This is a genomic window from Streptosporangium sp. NPDC005286 (genome assembly GCF_040607515.1).
Taxonomy (GTDB): domain Bacteria; phylum Actinomycetota; class Actinomycetes; order Streptosporangiales; family Streptosporangiaceae; genus Streptosporangium.
Map to the genome: position 1 here is coordinate 1 of NZ_JBEXGU010000199.1, position 15,791 is coordinate 15,791.

Below are 15,791 nucleotides of genomic sequence, written 5' to 3' on the forward strand. Positions count from 1 at the left end.
CGACAGGACCCCGGGGTCCTGTCGCGTCGTACCTGGATGCCCGGCCGTCGGCTCCGGGACCGGTCAGGTGGCCCGGAGGTGGAACCGCCGGCAGATGTTGTTCAGCCACGACCACTGCGCGATGTTGGCACCGTCGGCGGTTGTGCCCCGGCCCGTACTGGCCGGTCGTGGCGTTGGTGTGGCACCGGCCGGTCGTACACCATCGTTCGCGAAACGAACGCGGCAGCGGATCGGAGCGCGGTGAGAATCCGGGCCGCCACCGGCATCGGTTGCCAGGTCATGATCAAGTACGGCAGGCTGAGAAACATCCCAAGCCGCAGAACTCCCGAGCCGGGGAAGCCGTATGTACATATCGAAGGCCTCGCGACGGCTGATTCGAGCCGGTGTGGCCGTGGCGACAGTCCTCTTTTCCTGCGTCGTCCCCGGTGTGCTCGCCACCCCCGCGCGGGCCGACACCGTTCGCGGGCTGGCCTGGCATCTGGACACCCTGCGGGTCGAGCAGGCGCACCGGTTGTCCAGGGGCAGAGGGGTGGTGGTGGCCCTCCTCGGCAGCGGCGTCGACGCCGACCACCCCGACCTCAAAGGACGCGTTCTTCGGGGGCGCTCCTACGACAAGGCCGCGGCGGCCGACGGCCGGGAGGACACCGGTGAGTATGGCCACGACACCGGAGTCGCCGGGCTCATCGTCGGCCCCGGCGGCAACGACATGCGTTCGCTCGGTATCGCGCCCGATGCCAGGATCCTGCCCGTCAACCTCGGCAGGTCACCCACCTCCGACACCCTCAACCAAGCCATCCGGTGGGCCGCCGACAACGGCGCAAACGTGATCGACATCTCGGTGTCCTTGAACCACTGCTCTCAGGAGGAGTACGAAGCGGTCCGCTACGCGCTCCGCAAGGACGTCGTAGTCGTCGCGCCGTCGGGTGACCGCAAATACGGTGTCGGTGTCCAGTGCCCCGCCTCGATCCCCGGTGTGATCGCCGTCGCCGGTACGACCAGAACCGGAAGCGCCTGGTCCAGTTCCATAACCGGCCGTGAGCTGGCGCTCGCGGCTCCCGCCGTGAGAATCATCCATCCTGCACCCCGGCGGATGTCGAACAGTGGTTACCTCGTCAGCGATACCACGGGCAACGCGGCGGCGATCGTGTCGGGGGTGGCCGCCCTGGTGCGCTCGAAGTACCCCGACCTCGACGCGAACAACGTGGTCAACCGGCTGATCCGCACTGCGAAGGACCGCGACGACAAGGGGCGCGACATATTCTCCGGCTACGGTGTCGTCGATCCGGTGCGGGCCCTGACCGCCAGAACACGGCAGGTCGACGCCAACCCGCTCGGCACGCCCCCCGCCTCTCCCACCCCGGCTCCCCGGCCCTCCCGAAGTAAGGCCGACGACGAACCCTTTATCGAGGTCACCGTCACCGATCCCGTCGGTGCCGCCATCCAGGTGGCCGTCATGGTGCTGATCCTGGTCGTCGTCATCGTCCTCATAATCCGCAACCGCCGCTGGCGGCGGGCAAGCATGGCCGGACCACCGCACCCACCACACGGGACGCCACCCCAGCCACACGGAGCGCCGCACCCACCGGGGCCGTACCATCCCCACCAGGGGTATCAGCGACCTCCACCATACGCGCAGCCTTCCGGACGACCGGCTCCACCGCCGACGGGTCCGCCCCCATGGCAGGGCCTGCCACCGTCTCCTCCACCGCCACCGCGCGACTGAACGGATACGGAGAGCCGGGGCTCGCAGGCCGTACGGCCGAGCGACCGGGCCGGCGCCAGGGCCATACGGAGACCCCGGCCGCGTCACGGCGCCGGAGCCGTCGACCAGAGACCCGCACCGGCGAGTGCCGACAGCCCGGCAACCGCCCGGCACGCGTTGGTCACTCGTCGGGCCGAGTTTCCCGACCCGTGGCTTTGCGGGAAGCCGCGAGGAACGCGACCAGACCGACACCGAGAAGGACGGCGGGCAGCAACATCACCGCGCCCACGGCCCACAGACCGCTGTCGTCCGACTGCGACGTTCCCGCAGATCAGCAGGTACAGCAGGCGCAAACCGCGATGATCACCAGTTCTGGCTGTCTGGCGGGCCGCGGATGATGCGGTGGATGGTGGAGCATCCGACGCTGTACTCGGTGGCGAGGTCCGCCAGGGATACCTCGCCCTCGGCGTAGCGGCGCCGGCTCGGGCAGCTTGGGCAGCTTGCCCTTGAGCTTGCCGTTCTTCTGCCACAGCCTCGGGGTTCCAGTGGGGCTGGGCGCACGTGCGAAGGTGGGGTGTGCCTCACCTTGTTTTGGGGCGCCTCGGCCATGTCACCGGGCCAGTCGTGATCTCTACCGTGAGCGCATGACAAACCGAACGAAACGGCCGGTCAGATCGGTGCCGGTCCGCTCCGCATATCGGGTGAAGACCTTGCCGGTTGCCCTGTCGGCCCTGTCCGCGCTCCTGGGCCTGGCTGTACTGCCGGTAGCGGCCCAGGCCGCCCCAGCCCTCACCTGGAGGGCCTGCCCTTCCGGCCAGGGCCCGGCGGAGATGGAATGCACCGCGATCGAGGTTCCGGTGGACTGGTCCACGCCGGGTAAGGCCACGATCAAGCTGGACCTCGCTCGGCTGCCCGCCACCGAGCCGTCGCTCCGCCTCGGCAGCGTTCTCGTCGTGCCCGACGGCGGTCCGGGGATCCAAGGCGTCCTTTCCTCGGCCCCGGAGTCGTTCACGAAGTTGCGCCGGCACTTTGATGTCGTCGGCTACAACCCGCGCACCAGCGCGGCAGGGCGCTATCTGCCGCCCTCGTGCGGGGTTCCCGGGCTGCCACTCAACGACCCGCGTGACCGCGCCGCGTACGAGGCCCAGGCTGCCACCCTGGAACGCCTGGTCGATCGGTGCCGCCAGGACGACACGACTGCTCTGGCCGACCACCTGGACTCGGACTCGGTGGCCAGGGACATGGAGGCGATCCGCATCGCCCTCGGCCAGGACAGGCTCAGCATGCTGGCCTTCTCCTACGGCGGGGTTCCGGCCGCCGCGTACGCGCGGCTTTACCCTGGGCACGTCCGAGCAGTGGTTTTCGACAGCACGCCCGACGCGACGGTGGGCTGGCGCGGTATGGAACGCGTGCAGCTGCGCACCACCGAGGCGGCGTTCAAGCGCTTCACCACCTGGTGTGCCGGTGACGACGCGTGCGCCCTGCGGGGGCGGAACGTGCGTAAGCTCTGGCGCGAGCTGGTCAAGAGCACCGGCCGCAGGCCCGTCACGTATGCCTCCGCCCGGCTGGGCGAGATCAGACTGACCGATTTGCACCTCAAGGCGCTGGCCCGGATGGTCCTCCCCGTTCCGGAGAGGTCACCGGAGTTCGCCGGCGCGCTGCTCAAGGCGAGTAAGGGCGACTTCGCCTGGTTCGGCGAGCAGATCCTGGGCCTCTCCGCGAGCTGGAGCTCGCCGGGCGCGGCGGCGACCCGGTGCCCGGATGGCCTGGTCAGACTGGGGTACGAGGCGCTCGTCAGCGACCGCCGTTACAGCGAGCGGATCTCCCGCGACTTCGGCGGCGGGGTGGGCACCGGGCTGGAGGCCCTGGCCTGCTCCGGTTGGCGGCACCGGCCGGTGAACCCGCCGCGCCCCTTGCCGGCCGGACTGCCTTCGGTACTGGGACTCGGCGGCGATCGTGACTTTCCGGTCACCGAGCTCCTGGTGAGCAGGATCCCAGGCTCGGTCGCCGTCCGCTATGACGGCCCCGTTCACGTCGTCTACCTGCGGGCGAAGGACCCGTGCGTGACGGGGTACGCCGACCGGTATCTGACGAAGCTGACGTTGGCCCCCGCAGGCACTCTCTGCTCGCCCCGGTAGTCGATGCCACGGCAGAAAAGACGCCCGCATCCAGCCGGGACCGCCACACGCCACCGCCGCTGACGGCCCCCGCCTTTTGCGAGAAGATGATCCCATGCAGATCCGGATCGAGGCCTTCGACCTGCCAGGCCGCACCTGCGCCACCGCCCCTGGCTTCCCCGGCTACACCGGCATCCACGTCGCGGTCCAACGCCGAAACCAGCGAGAAGAGCTGCTCGACCCGCAGCCCGGCGACGTCGCGTCGGCGACCTGGACGCTGGAGTGCACCGCGACCACCACCCCGTCCGGCATCGATCTCAAAGGTCCCCATATCCAGGGCCACCCCGAAGGCCGGTTCATCTACCTGTCATGGGGCACCGTGGAGGAGGCCGGCACCTTCACCCTGTTCCGGCGAGCCAAGCTGATGCTCGACGCCGTCGACCCGACCACCGCCAAGGCCGCCACGCGCTCCGGGCTGCTGCTGGCCCGTCTTCGCCTCACCGATGCCAAGAACCAGCCGCTGTGTGCCGCGGTCAGGCCACCGCTCGTCGAATGGATCGCCGGGCAAGCACGTTGATCTCCCGCCGCGGCCGCAGAGCATCATGTGGCTCCGTGCCGGCCCTCCACTCGGGTCCGGGTGACCAGGCCACAGCCTCTCGTCGGCCACCTCGCGGGACCGTGACATCGCGCTCGTACGTATCAATGACGCACAGCCCTGTTCTCCCCCGGACCCCAGGAGTCCGCCATGACCTGCACCAGAGGTGACCTGAGAGCGTTGATCCCGCTGCTTGGCATCATCCTTGCCGCCGCGGCGTCCGCCTGCGCCTCGGACGTACGGAGACCACCCACGGGGTCGGCGTCCACCGGGCCGACACCCGCGCCGACCAGGATCGGGCCGCAGCCGGGCACTCTGCGAAAAGACCTGCCGTGCCCGGTCACCAGACCCGCCGACCGCCCCGCCCCGCCACCTCCCGAGGCGATTCGCTGGAACTCCGGAAACGACGGCCTCTACGGTGGTGGCGGCCTGTGGGTGGCGTTGCCCACCTCCGACTCGCGCGCCACCCGCTGGCCGGACGGCAAACACCATCTGAAGATGGGATGGTGGCGAGCGTTCGACGGCCGGTTGAAACTGGGTGCCACCTCTCTCCGGACCGGCGAGACCGTGACGGAGGAACTCTCATCCGGCTACGGGACACGCGGCTTTCAGGCAAGCACCGTGGGTTTCCCCCATCCAGGCTGCTGGCTGGTCACCGGCTCGCTCGGCGCCACCGAGGTGAACTTCGTCGTTGACGTCAAATTTGAGAGCTGATCGTGAAGCCGTCCCGCGTCGGGGTAGGAGCGCGGGCATGGCGCGGCGGCCCTTTCCGTCTCACCAAACGGATCCCCCGCCGCGCTCCTTCCAGCTGCTCTGCTTCCGCGACCGGTAACAGGTCAGCGGGCGCGCGCCGGTGACGTGCGCCAGATGTAGAGGACAGTTGTCAGGGCCATCAGGACGGTCAGCACCACCAGTGTGGCGTTGAACCCGAAGCTCCGCAGCAGCAGGACGCCGGCCCAGGCACCGAGGACGAGCGCGACGATCTCCCCGGCGCGACGGCGGGCACGCGTGTGCCTGCCGGTGCCGAGAACCGAATCGGCCGCCAAATTGGCCAACGTGCCGGTCACCACGGTCGTACTGATGTCGGGGATCTTGAGACGGCGCACGACGGTGTTCCGCCCGCCCATGGCGACTCCCAGGGCGACGATCAGCGGGTAGCGGCCGGCCTGGGTGGTGGGCAGGAGGAACGAGCCCACCGTGGTGATGCCGAACAGGCTGGTCTCCATGGCCATGGCGAGGATCAGCCTGCGGCGGACGTTCGGAACCCTCTCGACCAGCTGCCCGGCCAGCCCGGCCCCGAGGAAGAATCCCATGACGGCAATGGCCGTCGCGACGAGCGGGAACTTGGACGGGTCGCCCGCGGCGAAGCCGAGAATGAGCAGGTTTCCGGTCATGTTCGCCATGAACACCTGGCCGATGCCCACGTAGCTGATCGCGTCCACGAGTCCGCTGATGACGGTCAGACCGGCCAGCGGCACGTCGGATGGCCGGTCGTTCTTCACCTCTGGCACGGCGGATGGCGGATCAGCCCGGTGGTGAGTCCGTGGACTCCGAGGCCACGCGTCGAAGGGGCCGGGCCCGAGGCGTCGGCGATCCCTGTCACGGTGCCCACCCGCGGCCGGGTGTGACCTCCCCTGGACGGCATAGTCGAACCTCTCGTTACAGGTACCCGCGTCAGATGCCTCTGAGCAGACACTCTTCACCAGAGGTGGATGAGGATGGCCATACCGAAACCCGGGCTCGCCGCATTTTGACAAGCATTTTCGAGTGCCCCCGAAAAGCAATATACGGCCATATGGGCTTTTCTCATGAGTTTTTGATGCTGAGGCGCAGGGAGGGAACTCTCATCACCGCGCCGCCCGGCGTGCTTGAGGTCGTGGCTCTCCGTCAGGCCGGCGGCGGCCCGTCAGGCCCGGTCGCGCGCAGCTGCCAGCGGCCGTGGTGGGCGGTGAGCTGAACCCGGGCCAGCGGCGGGACGTCGACGCGCCAGAACGAGGCGGGAGGCGCGGCGAGCACGTTCACCAGCGCGGCCCGGATGACCGCGGCGTGCGTCACCGCGACCGCGCGACCGTGGAAGGAATCCCGCCACAGGCCCGCCAGCCAGTCGCCGGTCCGCTCGATCAGATCCACGATCGACTCCCCGCCGTGCGGCCTGGCGGCGGGATCGGTGAGCCAGTCCTGGATCGCCTCGGGTTCGGCGGCCTGAACCTCGGCGAGCCCGCGGCCGCGCCAGCGCCCGTAGTCGCAGTCGCGCAGCGCGGGCTCGATCGACGGGTCCAGTCCGAGCGCCGCCGCGGTCTCCCTGGCCGCGGCGGCGGGGCTGCACCAGGCCGTCGCCGCGGACTCCCACCCGTTCCCTGCCGCGTGTCCGCCTCGTTCGGTGAGCGGTTCGTCGGCCGGGAAGGACGCCCGGGAGAGCGCGACGGTGGGACCATGACAGACCAAGATCAAACGGATCGTCACGTGGCGGCTCCGAATGGTGAGCGGGGGACGGCGTCTGTGGATGCCTCTGGTTTCCTTCCGGCCCATGGACGGAACCGGACTCGCATCGTACGTTGTCATCAACCTGACTACGACGGCGAGCGGAATCGGTCGGATCTGAGCCGGCATGCCACTGTGAACGTACCGTTGCGGCCTTCTGGACCACGTCTGCGCATCGTCGTAGCCTCCCAACGATCGGGACGTGGCATTCCCGAAGGAGACGATTCCATGGCACAGGCTGCCGTACCCATCCCTCAGCCCCTCCAGATCCCCCTCCGCGAGGTCCTCCCCTGGGCGATCTTCGGTGCGGTGCTGTCGCTCCTTCTCCTCTACTTCGTCGGAGCCGAGCAGGGGGTGTTCTCCGTGTTCGGCGGTCAGTTCGTCCACGAGTTCGTCCACGACGGCCGGCATCTCCTCGGCTTCCCCTGTCACTGACCAGCAGACGGGACGTGCTATGACGATGCGCGCACTGCTGCTGCGCGGAATGCTCGTCGGGCTCGCATCGGCCGCCCTCGCCCTGCTGTTCGCCTGGATCTTCGGCGAGCCCCAGGTGAGCCTGGCCATCGCGTTCGAGGGACATCACGCGCACGAGGCGGCGGCCGCCGAGCCGGAAATAGTCTCACGTATCGTTCAGCAGACCTCAGGTCTGGCCGTCGCGATCGGCCTGTTCGGAGTGGCGATCGGCGGGTTGTTCGCCCTCGCCTACGGACGGATCGGCGGGTTCGGCGTCCGCGCCACCTCGGTGTTGGTGGCCGGCGGCGGATTCGTCACCGTCGTGCTGGTGCCGTTCCTGATCTACCCCGCCAATCCGCCCTCGGTGGGCGTGGGTGACACCATCGGCGCCCGCACCGGCCTGTACTTCGCGGTGATCGCCATCTCGGTGGCGATCGTGATCGCCTCGGTGCAGGTGGGGCGCCGTCTGGCGGTGCGACTGGGCAACTGGAACGCCACGCTGGTGGCCGGTGCCGTCTTCGTCGCGCTCGTCACCGTCACCTATCTGGTCCTACCGGAGGTCAACGAGGTCCCCGCGGACTTCCCCGCCGTGCTGCTGTGGCGGTTCCGTCTCGCCTCCCTCGGCACCCAGATCGTTCTCTGGTCCGCCCTCGGACTGGTGTTCGGCGCCCTCACGGAACGCAGCCTGGTCGCCCGGCCACGAAACGACCGGGCGACAGCGACGGCCGACACCGGCTGACCTGTATTCCGCACCCCCGCCACGAACCCCCGGCCCACAGCAACATCCCAACGCGGCTTGGCCGCCCGGCCGCGAAACGACCGGGCGACAGCGACAGCCGACACCGGCTGATCCGAGCCTGTGCCCGTACCCATGCCCGTGTCCGGTCCCGGACACGGGCACATCCGTACCGCGTACTGCCATCGGAACCCCGAGGCCACTGCTGGTCCAAGCGTTGTTCCTGCGCGGGCCGGAGCGGGACGTGTCCCCGCCGGTGCGGGAACACGTCCGTTGGACACCGCCCAAGGAGGCCCGCGCACCACGGCCCTCCTTGGGCGGCGCCGTTCACGGGCCAGATCGGGTCAGGGGTAGCTGACCACGTTGCTCGTCCCGTAGGAGCCCACGACGGGGGTGCCCGCCTCGTTGATGGTCCGTTCGATGCCGCCGCTGCCGTTGAGGAAGACCGTGACCATGTTGTGGAAGCGAACGTCCCGGGTCTTGGGCACCTCGATCGCCCGGTCCGTGCGGATGTCCACTCCCTGGTTGAAGTAGGAGTAGACACCCAGGCCCCACGCCTCGTGGGTCCGCACCCCGCGGCCGACCTTGTACGACGCCCAGCCCTTACCGGTCGGGCTGGTCCAGGCCGCCTGGCTCGGCGGGTCGTAGGGAAGCTCGCTCTGGTAGAAGATCGTCCGGCCCCTCTCCCCGTTCCAGATCGTCTGGTACTTCTGGTAGTGCTCGACGAACAGGCCGTACGCCGTCACGTCGTCACCGTTGACCACGACGCCCGTGTCCGCCGTGTTCTGGGTCCAGCCGATCCCGTTGCCGTGGTCGCCGCGCCAGGCCCAGATGTTGTCGATGATGGTGTCGTCGCTGTTGACCACGAGGCTCGTCTTCGCCCTGCCCACCCACGGTCCGCCGATGCGGAAGAAGACGTCCTGCAGCGAGATCGGGTTCCTGGAGTGGTCCCGGTGGCTGTTGCGGTCGCCGACCTCGACGAGCGTGTCGGACTCGCGCCGCCCGGCGTCGACGAGCACACCCGCGATCCGGACGCCGTCGACGTCCTCGACGCGCAGTGCCGCGTCACCGGTGTCGGGGGCCAGGCTCGGCATGCCGAGCCCGAGCACCACGGTGTCCTTGTGCTTGACGCGCAGGGCCCGGTCGAGGTGGTAGACGCCCGGGGTGAGCAGCAGGTGCCTGCCGCGCGACAGCTCCTGGTTGATCTTCCGCGCGCTGTCGGTCGGCTTGGCGATGAAGAAGTCACGGATCGGCAGCGACGAGCCCTGCTGCCGGCCGTCGGCCCACGTCGTGCCCGAGGTGTCGCGGCGCAGGGCCGGGACGAAGACCCGGTAGGCGCCCGAGCCGTCGACGTACAGGAAGGGCTTCTCACGCGTCACCGGACTGGTGGGCAGCGTCGTGTAGGGCGGGTTGGGGAAGCCTCCCTCGGGGGCACCCACCACGCCGGAGAACACCTGGTTCCAGACCCCGTTGGTCCAGACGTCGCCGAGCACGCTGTCGCGCGTCAGCCACTGCTGCTGCGAGCCGTTGATCGTGACCCCGTCGACCTTCGAGTCGGCGATGTACCCGCCGCTGGAGAATCCGCCGTTCCCCGGCTCCAGCCAGAGGGTGCCGCGAATGTGGACCCGTCGCATCGGTGACGCCTGCGACACCGCCCACTGGTTCGACCAGTCGGTCGGCGTCACGGACAGGTTCTCGGCGGAGCGCCAGAAGTTGGTGAGCGCGGAGATGCCCGCCGCCGAGGTCGGATCGGGCTGGCCGACGACCCGTACCGCGCCGTGGATGTCGACGTCGTCCGGCGACTGGCCGAGGCCGGCGACGGTCGTGTAGTAGCCGAGCTTCGCGTTGACGTCGTAGCGGCCGGGCTTGAAGAGCACGGCGTAGCGGTCCGTGCCCATCTCGTTGTTCTCCTGCCGGGTGAAGATCTCGTCGAGCTTGGCCTGGATCTGGGGGGCGGGCGTCGACGGGTCGTACACGAAGACGTTGGGCCCGAAGTCCGGCTCCCCGCCCGGGTGCGCGGCGGCGGGGCCCGCCACGGACACCAGGCCGGTGGCGGCGAGCGCCGCCGCCGAGGCGGCCAGCGCGAGGAGACGGATTAGGGAGATGCCTCTGCGTGTACGCGAGGTCACACGCACGTCCTGGTCGCGGGCTGTTCTCATCGACCTGCCTATCGAGCACGGGCGGCATGACGACGCCGAGGCACCGAGAGAGCGCTCTCTCAGCGCCGCCACGCTTACGTCAAGCCTTAAATGAAGGGTTGACGTATTTCTATCCGGTCAACGCCGCCTCGCGCTACGGCAGCGCGGCACCTTTGTCCGCCCGCCCGGAAGCGGCCCTGCGAGAGCACAGGGCACGCTCGGCCACATCGATGTTCAAAGACCCGTCGCGAGGTATCGGTGCGCGGACGCCCCAAGGTGAGCGGCCGCAGTGCCGAGCCCGGCAGGGGCGCCGAGGGGCCGTGTCGTCGCGGGTGGGTAGCGCAGCTCGGACTCGTCGTAGCGGCGGGTCTTCATGTGCCAGAGCAGGACGCCCGCCATCCAGTCCTGCAGCTCCGCCACGTATCCGTTGAGTGTTTCCCGAGCCTCCCCGTCGAGGTCGAAGTCGTCGAACAGAGCCGGGATCTCGGTGGCGACGGTGTGCTCGAACTGCCGCATTCGAGACGTCATCAGGTCGTTGACGATGTCGACCGCCTGTCGCAGGTCGCAGTTGAGGAAGTCCTGCACGACCAGCACGCAGTTGTGCAGCTCGCCTTCGAACTGGATCTCCTTCTGGTAGGAGCAGAGGTCGTTGACCAGGCAGGCGTAGTCGGCGGCCGAGTCGTCCAGCCCGCGCATCGTCCGGGTGTTGTAGACCTCGGGCGGCACCGACCGGCCGTGGGCCAGCCGGGACAGGCTCATGGTGAGGTCGGAGCCGAAGGTCTTGCGGCGCATCTCGATGTAGTCGACCGGGTCGGGAACCCGGTTCTGGATGTGGTTGGCCAGCTCCCACAGCCAGCTCTCCGTCATGTCCTCGACGGCCCGGCGGAACTCGGCACGCGCGCTCTCCGACATGGGGGTCGCCGTACGGAACCACAGGTCGGCCAGGCCACGCTCGATCGGGTTGGCCGGCGGCGGGGTGGCGGAGAGGTCGAGCGGCATGAACGCCGACAGCCGCTCGTTGAACACCTTCGCGCCGAGCATGTCACGCCGGGGTCCGAACACCACCGGGAAGTAGTCGTCGGCGTAGGTCCCCCAGGTGAGCCAGAACGTCGAGATGTCCAGCTCGGGGCCGGGCGCGTCCGGGTTGATCGCCCCGGCACAGATGGCGAAGTCGTAGCCGTCGAGTTTGCGCTCGGTCCAGATGGCCAGCCCGGGGAAGCCGGGTAGCTGCTCGAACATCCCCATCTCGCGCGCCCACTCCACCGCGTGGCGGCGGGCGCTGTCCAGGTTGGGGTTCATCCTGGCCGGGTACGGCATGTAGATCTCGGGCAGCGGCACCGGCCCCACCTTCTGCAGGGGGACGTGGAGGTGGCTCCTGATCCCCCCCGGGCCGGTGATGCCGGGCGCCAGCCTGATGCGCGCCGCCGAGGTGCCCAGGCCGGCGGGACCGCCGAGGAGGGCCGGGGCGACCGGGGAGGTCCGCGAGGCGCCGTTCATGTAGCGGCTGGAGCGCATGTGCCACTCATGGCCCCCCGACTGCCAGTCCTGGAGCCCCTTGACGTACGCGAGGACGTCGATGCGGGACTTCAGGTCCAGGCCGTGCTCCTCGAAGAGGGCCGGCAACTCGGTGAGGGCGGTGTTCTCGAACTGGTGCAGCCTGGAGGTGATCAGGTCGTTGACCGCGTCGGCCGCCTGCTGGGTGTCGTAGCCCAGGAAGCGCTCGAAGACCAGCACCCCGTTGCTGAGCTCGCCCTCGTCGCCGACCTCCCGTTCGTAGGAGAAGAGGTCGTTGCGCAGGTGCACCCCGTCGGCGAAGGTGTCCCTCAGCACGCGCATCGGCCTGCTGGCGGCGACGGCGGCCGGGACCTCCGCGCCCGCGGCGTGCTCCACCAGGTTGGCCGACCAGGGGGCACCGCCGACCTTACGCCGCATCTCGATGTACTCGATCGGGTTGGCGACGCGTCCGGCGTTGATGTTGGCGAGCTCCCAGAGGGACTCGTCGAGGAGGTTCCTGGTGCTCTCGACGAACCGGGCCCGCCAGTCGGCGGACATGGCCGGGATGGTGCGGGCCCACAGGTCGGCCAGGCCGCGCTCCACCGGGTTCTCCGGCTCGGGAGCGGGCCCGGTGGGGTGCACCGGCATGAAGGCCGCCAGCCGGTCGAGGTATTCCTTGGCCCCGGCCAGGTCGCCGCTGCGCTTGAAGGCCTCCAGGAAGTGGTCGTCGAAGAAGAACACCCACACGTACCAGTCGGTGATGAGGTCGAGCTCACCGGCGGGCGCGTCGGGGTGGGTGTAGGCGCAGAGCAGGCCGTAGTCCATCGCCTCCAGCCTGTCCTCGTCCCAGATGCCGAGGTCGGGATCGAGGATGCCCATGTCGTGCGCCCAGGCCCTGGTGTGCTCGCGCGCGGTCTCCACGTGGGGGTTCAGCCTGGCCGGATACGGCAGGTAGAAGTCAGGGAGCTCGAAGGGTTGCATGTTCCGTCCTTCCGTATCCGACTTCGACGTCCTCGGGAGCGCCCTGGGCATCGGGCGTCGGGAGCACGGCGAATCGATGAGGCGGCTCCCCTTTCCGGAAGCCACGACAGGCAGAACGTTACGCAATGACCACGGAGAGTGAAAGGGATTATCGCGAATACGCCATGGCACGGTCAGGACATCCGGCGCCCGCCGACCGGTGCTCCCGGCGACCCGGGCGCGACGCACCGGCTGCGAGGTCACGGAGCTGGTCGGCGAACGCGAGCGCCTGCTCCGGTGTCATCCGGGGCTCGGTGCCGACGTAGAAGACCACGATGTCCCCGCTCGGGGACGTCGTGGCGGTGAACGGGAGAGACGGGTGGATAACCATGATGGGGTCATCCTTGCCTGCCCCACCGACAATTCGCAGGTCCTTTTACGCCGGCCTCCTCGTCGCGTGAACCAAATACACGTACCCGATGCCGCCGATCGACGCCCGTCAACGCTGTGAGATAAGTTGTCGTCCACATGTCGAATGAGCTGACGTGGGAAAACGGAGGCTGGCGATGGCAGGGGACGAGGCGAGCGTCACCGCCGCCGACATCGCGCGGATGGCGGGCGTCGGCCGCGCGGCCGTGAGCAACTGGCGGCGACGGCACGAGGACTTCCCCGAGCCCGTGGGCGGGACGGCGACCAGCCCGACCTTCTCACTCGGCGCCGTCGAGGCGTGGCTGCTCCAGCAGGGCAAGGTGGCCGAGCTCCCGCTACGCGAGCGCGTCTGGCAGCAGGTCCGCGCCGCCGGCGACGACCTCAGGCTCGGCGAGGTCGTCGCCGAGGCCGCCGAGCTCCTGCTCGGCCAGGGCCGGCCCCGCACCGTCCCGGCCCCCGCATGGGAGCTGATCAGGCGGTACGCCGAGGAGGAGGGCGGCCCCCGGGCCATCCGCTTCCTGCTGGACCGCTACGCCGACGTCCACTCGCGCCGCCTGGCCGAGACGCCCGCCGAGATCGCGGACTTCATGGCCCACCTGGCGGGGCCCGACGCCCAATCCGTCCTCGACCCCGCCTGCGGTCTCGGCGTCCTCCTCGCCGCGGCGGCCCCGGGGCGGCGCGCGTACGGGCAGGAGTACGACGACTCCCTCGCCCGGCTGGCGCAGTCACGCCTGGCGCTGGCCGGAGCGGGTGACGAGACGCCGGCGGCCGGCCGGAAGCGGGCGGGCGGCAGGGCGAAGGCGGGCGGTGCGCCGGAGACCGGTGGCGAGGTCAGGACGGGCGACTCGCTGCGCCATGACGCCTGGCCCGACCTGACCGTCGACGCCGTGGTGTGCCATCCCCCGTTCAACGAGCGCCACTGGGGATACGACGAGCTGACGAGCGACCCGCGCTGGGAGTACGGGCTGCCGCCCAAGATGGAGTCGGAGCTGGCCTGGGTCCAGCACGCGCTCGCCCACCTGGCGCCGGGTGGCGTCGCGGTGCTGCTGATGCCCGCGATCGCCGCCAACCGCCGCTCGGGCCGCCGCATCCGCAGCAACCTGCTGCGCCGCGGGACCCTGCGGGCCGTCATCGGCCTCCCCCCGAAGGTCGCGTCGGGTGGCACCGCGCTGCCCGTGCACATCTGGGTGCTGCGCAAGCCCACCGCCGACGACCGCACCCCCTCCCGCGTCCTGATGGCCGAGGCCGACCTGGGAAACCTCGACGCGGTGGCCGAGCGGTGGCACGAGTTCCGCGCGGACCCCGACCTCGACGTCGACAGGCCGGGCGAGAGCCGGACGGTCCCGATCATCGAGCTGGTCGACGAGGACGTCGACGTCACCCCTTCCCGGTATCTCGGCACCGAGGAGCAGGTCTCCGCGGAGGGTTATCTCCTGCTCCGCGAGCGCCTGGCCGAGCGGCTCGGGCGGCTGGCCACCCTCGTCCCCGAGGCCGTCCCCGGCACCGGTCAGGAGTTGCCGTCCGTCACGCTGGCGGAACTGGAGCGGATCGGGGCGCTGGCCGTCTGGCAGGCGGGGCGCTTCGAGATCGACGGCTCGGGCGATCCGGTGCTGACCGACCGGCATGTCCTGGACGGGGGCGCGGTGGAGACGCGCACCCGCCCCGAGGGCCGGGTCAGGATCGAGCCCGGAGACGTGGTCGCCGCCATCGGCACCGGCGGCCTGGCCACCCGGGTGATCGAGGAGACCGGCCTGCTGCTCGGCCCCCGGCTCGTCCTGCTGCGCCCCGACCCCGACCGGCTGGACCCGTTCTTCCTCGCGGGCTTCGTCCGGGCGCTCTCCCCGGGCGCCACGACCGGCACCCAGTCGGGCTCCACCCGCTTCGACCCGCGCCGCGCCCAGGTGCCGCGCCTCTCGGTCGAGGAGCAGCGAAGGTACGGCGACACCTTCCGCGGGATCTTCACTTTCGAGGCCGAACTCCGGGAGCTGACCACCTCGGGCCAGACCGCCGCCACCGCCCTGACCCATGCCCTCGCCGCCGGAACCCTCGCTCCCCCGGCCTGAGGTGTCCTTCCGTACGGGCGGGCACGACCTGGCCCTGCCCAGTCGATGGCTGATAGCTGCGGGATCGACACAGCCGAGGCCGGCGCGTTGCCGACGCCGACCATGGAGGAGATCACCCGTCGATCGCCCAGGCCGTCCGGCACCTCTCGAGACGCCGCCCGAACCCTGGCCGTCCTCGGCCTCATGTGATCAACAATCCTCAACCGACTTTGCCGGAGCCCTGGCATGCCGACGCTCCCCATATCGAAGGGGGCGATGGAGTGTCCTTCTCCCATTGACGGTGAGTTCGCGGGGCTGGGCACGGAACTGGCGCGTCGTCATGCTTCGAGCGTAGATCGCCAGACAGACAGTGGTTGTGATCGCCGTGGGAGGAGGACGCATTGGCGCAGGACACGCAGGTCATGCCACCGATCGAGAGTTCGACCGTGCCTTGCGGCCTGTCGTCGGTGAGGGGAGACATCACCTGCTCCTTTCGCTCGTCATGCCAGAGGTCAGTGGTTGTGATCGCCGTGGGAGGCGGACGCCGATGGGGTGGCCGTCGGTGTCGGGCTTGCGGTGGTGGCCGGTGTGGGGAGTTCACCGGTGTGGGCGGTGAAGGCGGCGGTGCGCACGGCTCCCTCGTG

The 15,791-nt window shown here is 69.8% G+C and carries 12 protein-coding genes; 7 read left to right on the plus strand and 5 right to left on the minus strand.

The window, feature by feature from the left end:
* The first annotated feature begins 391 nt into the window (after window positions 1-391).
* From ABZU75_RS40395 to ABZU75_RS40410, 4 genes are all read left to right on the plus strand, one after another.
* On the plus strand, window positions 392-1,723 hold the full coding sequence (locus tag ABZU75_RS40395; protein WP_355566730.1) for a S8 family serine peptidase: 1,332 nt from the start codon (window positions 392-394) through the stop codon (window positions 1,721-1,723).
* A gap of 623 nt (window positions 1,724-2,346) precedes the next feature.
* Window positions 2,347-3,840: an alpha/beta fold hydrolase gene (locus ABZU75_RS40400; protein ID WP_355566733.1), complete on the plus strand. Its 1,494-nt coding sequence runs from the start codon at window positions 2,347-2,349 to the stop codon at window positions 3,838-3,840.
* Between the two features lie 94 nt (window positions 3,841-3,934).
* Window positions 3,935-4,396: a DUF5990 family protein gene (locus ABZU75_RS40405; protein WP_355566736.1), complete on the plus strand. Its 462-nt coding sequence runs from the start codon at window positions 3,935-3,937 to the stop codon at window positions 4,394-4,396.
* A gap of 168 nt (window positions 4,397-4,564) precedes the next feature.
* Window positions 4,565-5,128: a hypothetical protein gene (locus ABZU75_RS40410; protein ID WP_355566739.1), complete on the plus strand. Its 564-nt coding sequence runs from the start codon at window positions 4,565-4,567 to the stop codon at window positions 5,126-5,128.
* 122 nt (window positions 5,129-5,250) lie between these two features.
* Here ABZU75_RS40410 and ABZU75_RS40415 read toward each other — a convergent pair whose 3' ends face one another.
* Both ABZU75_RS40415 and ABZU75_RS40420 read right to left on the minus strand, forming a co-directional pair.
* Entirely contained in the window at window positions 5,251-5,925 is a 675-nt protein-coding gene (locus tag ABZU75_RS40415; protein ID WP_355566742.1) for a YoaK family protein, read from the minus strand.
* Window positions 5,926-6,301: 376 nt separating this feature from the next.
* On the minus strand, window positions 6,302-6,877 hold the full coding sequence (locus ABZU75_RS40420) for a histidine phosphatase family protein (protein ID WP_355566745.1): 576 nt from the start codon (window positions 6,875-6,877) through the stop codon (window positions 6,302-6,304).
* A 246-nt stretch (window positions 6,878-7,123) separates the two neighbouring features.
* Here ABZU75_RS40420 and ABZU75_RS40425 point away from each other — a divergent pair, with 246 nt between their 5' ends.
* Both ABZU75_RS40425 and ABZU75_RS40430 read left to right on the plus strand, forming a co-directional pair.
* A complete protein-coding gene (locus tag ABZU75_RS40425; protein WP_355566748.1) occupies window positions 7,124-7,330 on the plus strand; it encodes a CbtB domain-containing protein in 207 nt (68 codons plus the stop codon).
* A gap of 19 nt (window positions 7,331-7,349) precedes the next feature.
* Window positions 7,350-8,087, plus strand: a complete 738-nt coding sequence (locus ABZU75_RS40430) for a CbtA family protein (protein ID WP_355566751.1) — start codon at window positions 7,350-7,352, stop codon at window positions 8,085-8,087.
* A gap of 341 nt (window positions 8,088-8,428) precedes the next feature.
* Here the strand turns inward: ABZU75_RS40430 and ABZU75_RS40435 are convergent, their stop codons facing one another.
* From ABZU75_RS40435 to ABZU75_RS40445, 3 genes are all read right to left on the minus strand, one after another.
* Window positions 8,429-10,213 (minus strand): hypothetical protein, encoded by a 1,785-nt coding sequence (locus ABZU75_RS40435; RefSeq protein WP_355566753.1) that lies wholly within the window; start codon window positions 10,211-10,213, stop codon window positions 8,429-8,431.
* A gap of 243 nt (window positions 10,214-10,456) precedes the next feature.
* Entirely contained in the window at window positions 10,457-12,697 is a 2,241-nt protein-coding gene (locus tag ABZU75_RS40440) for a family 2 encapsulin nanocompartment cargo protein terpene cyclase (RefSeq protein ID WP_355566756.1), read from the minus strand.
* A 148-nt stretch (window positions 12,698-12,845) separates the two neighbouring features.
* Window positions 12,846-13,067 (minus strand): hypothetical protein, encoded by a 222-nt coding sequence (locus ABZU75_RS40445; RefSeq protein WP_355566759.1) that lies wholly within the window; start codon window positions 13,065-13,067, stop codon window positions 12,846-12,848.
* A gap of 154 nt (window positions 13,068-13,221) precedes the next feature.
* On the opposite strand from ABZU75_RS40445, the gene ABZU75_RS40450 reads away from it, so the two are divergent.
* A complete protein-coding gene (locus ABZU75_RS40450) occupies window positions 13,222-15,168 on the plus strand; it encodes an N-6 DNA methylase (protein ID WP_355566762.1) in 1,947 nt (648 codons plus the stop codon).
* Window positions 15,169-15,791 lie beyond the last annotated feature (623 nt).

Excerpts from the sequence above, each read along its gene's own strand:
- ABZU75_RS40400 (WP_355566733.1), top strand. The coding sequence starts at position 2,347 with ATGACAAACCGAACGAAACGGCCGGTCAGATCGGTGCCGGTCCGCTCC.
- ABZU75_RS40405 (WP_355566736.1), top strand. The coding sequence starts at position 3,935 with ATGCAGATCCGGATCGAGGCCTTCGACCTGCCAGGCCGCACCTGCGCC.
- ABZU75_RS40410 (WP_355566739.1), top strand. The coding sequence starts at position 4,565 with ATGACCTGCACCAGAGGTGACCTGAGAGCGTTGATCCCGCTGCTTGGC.
- ABZU75_RS40425 (WP_355566748.1), top strand. The coding sequence starts at position 7,124 with ATGGCACAGGCTGCCGTACCCATCCCTCAGCCCCTCCAGATCCCCCTC.
- ABZU75_RS40430 (WP_355566751.1), top strand. The coding sequence starts at position 7,350 with ATGACGATGCGCGCACTGCTGCTGCGCGGAATGCTCGTCGGGCTCGCA.
- ABZU75_RS40440 (WP_355566756.1), bottom strand. The coding sequence starts at position 12,697 with ATGCAACCCTTCGAGCTCCCTGACTTCTACCTGCCGTATCCGGCCAGG.
- ABZU75_RS40445 (WP_355566759.1), bottom strand. The coding sequence starts at position 13,067 with ATGGTTATCCACCCGTCTCTCCCGTTCACCGCCACGACGTCCCCGAGC.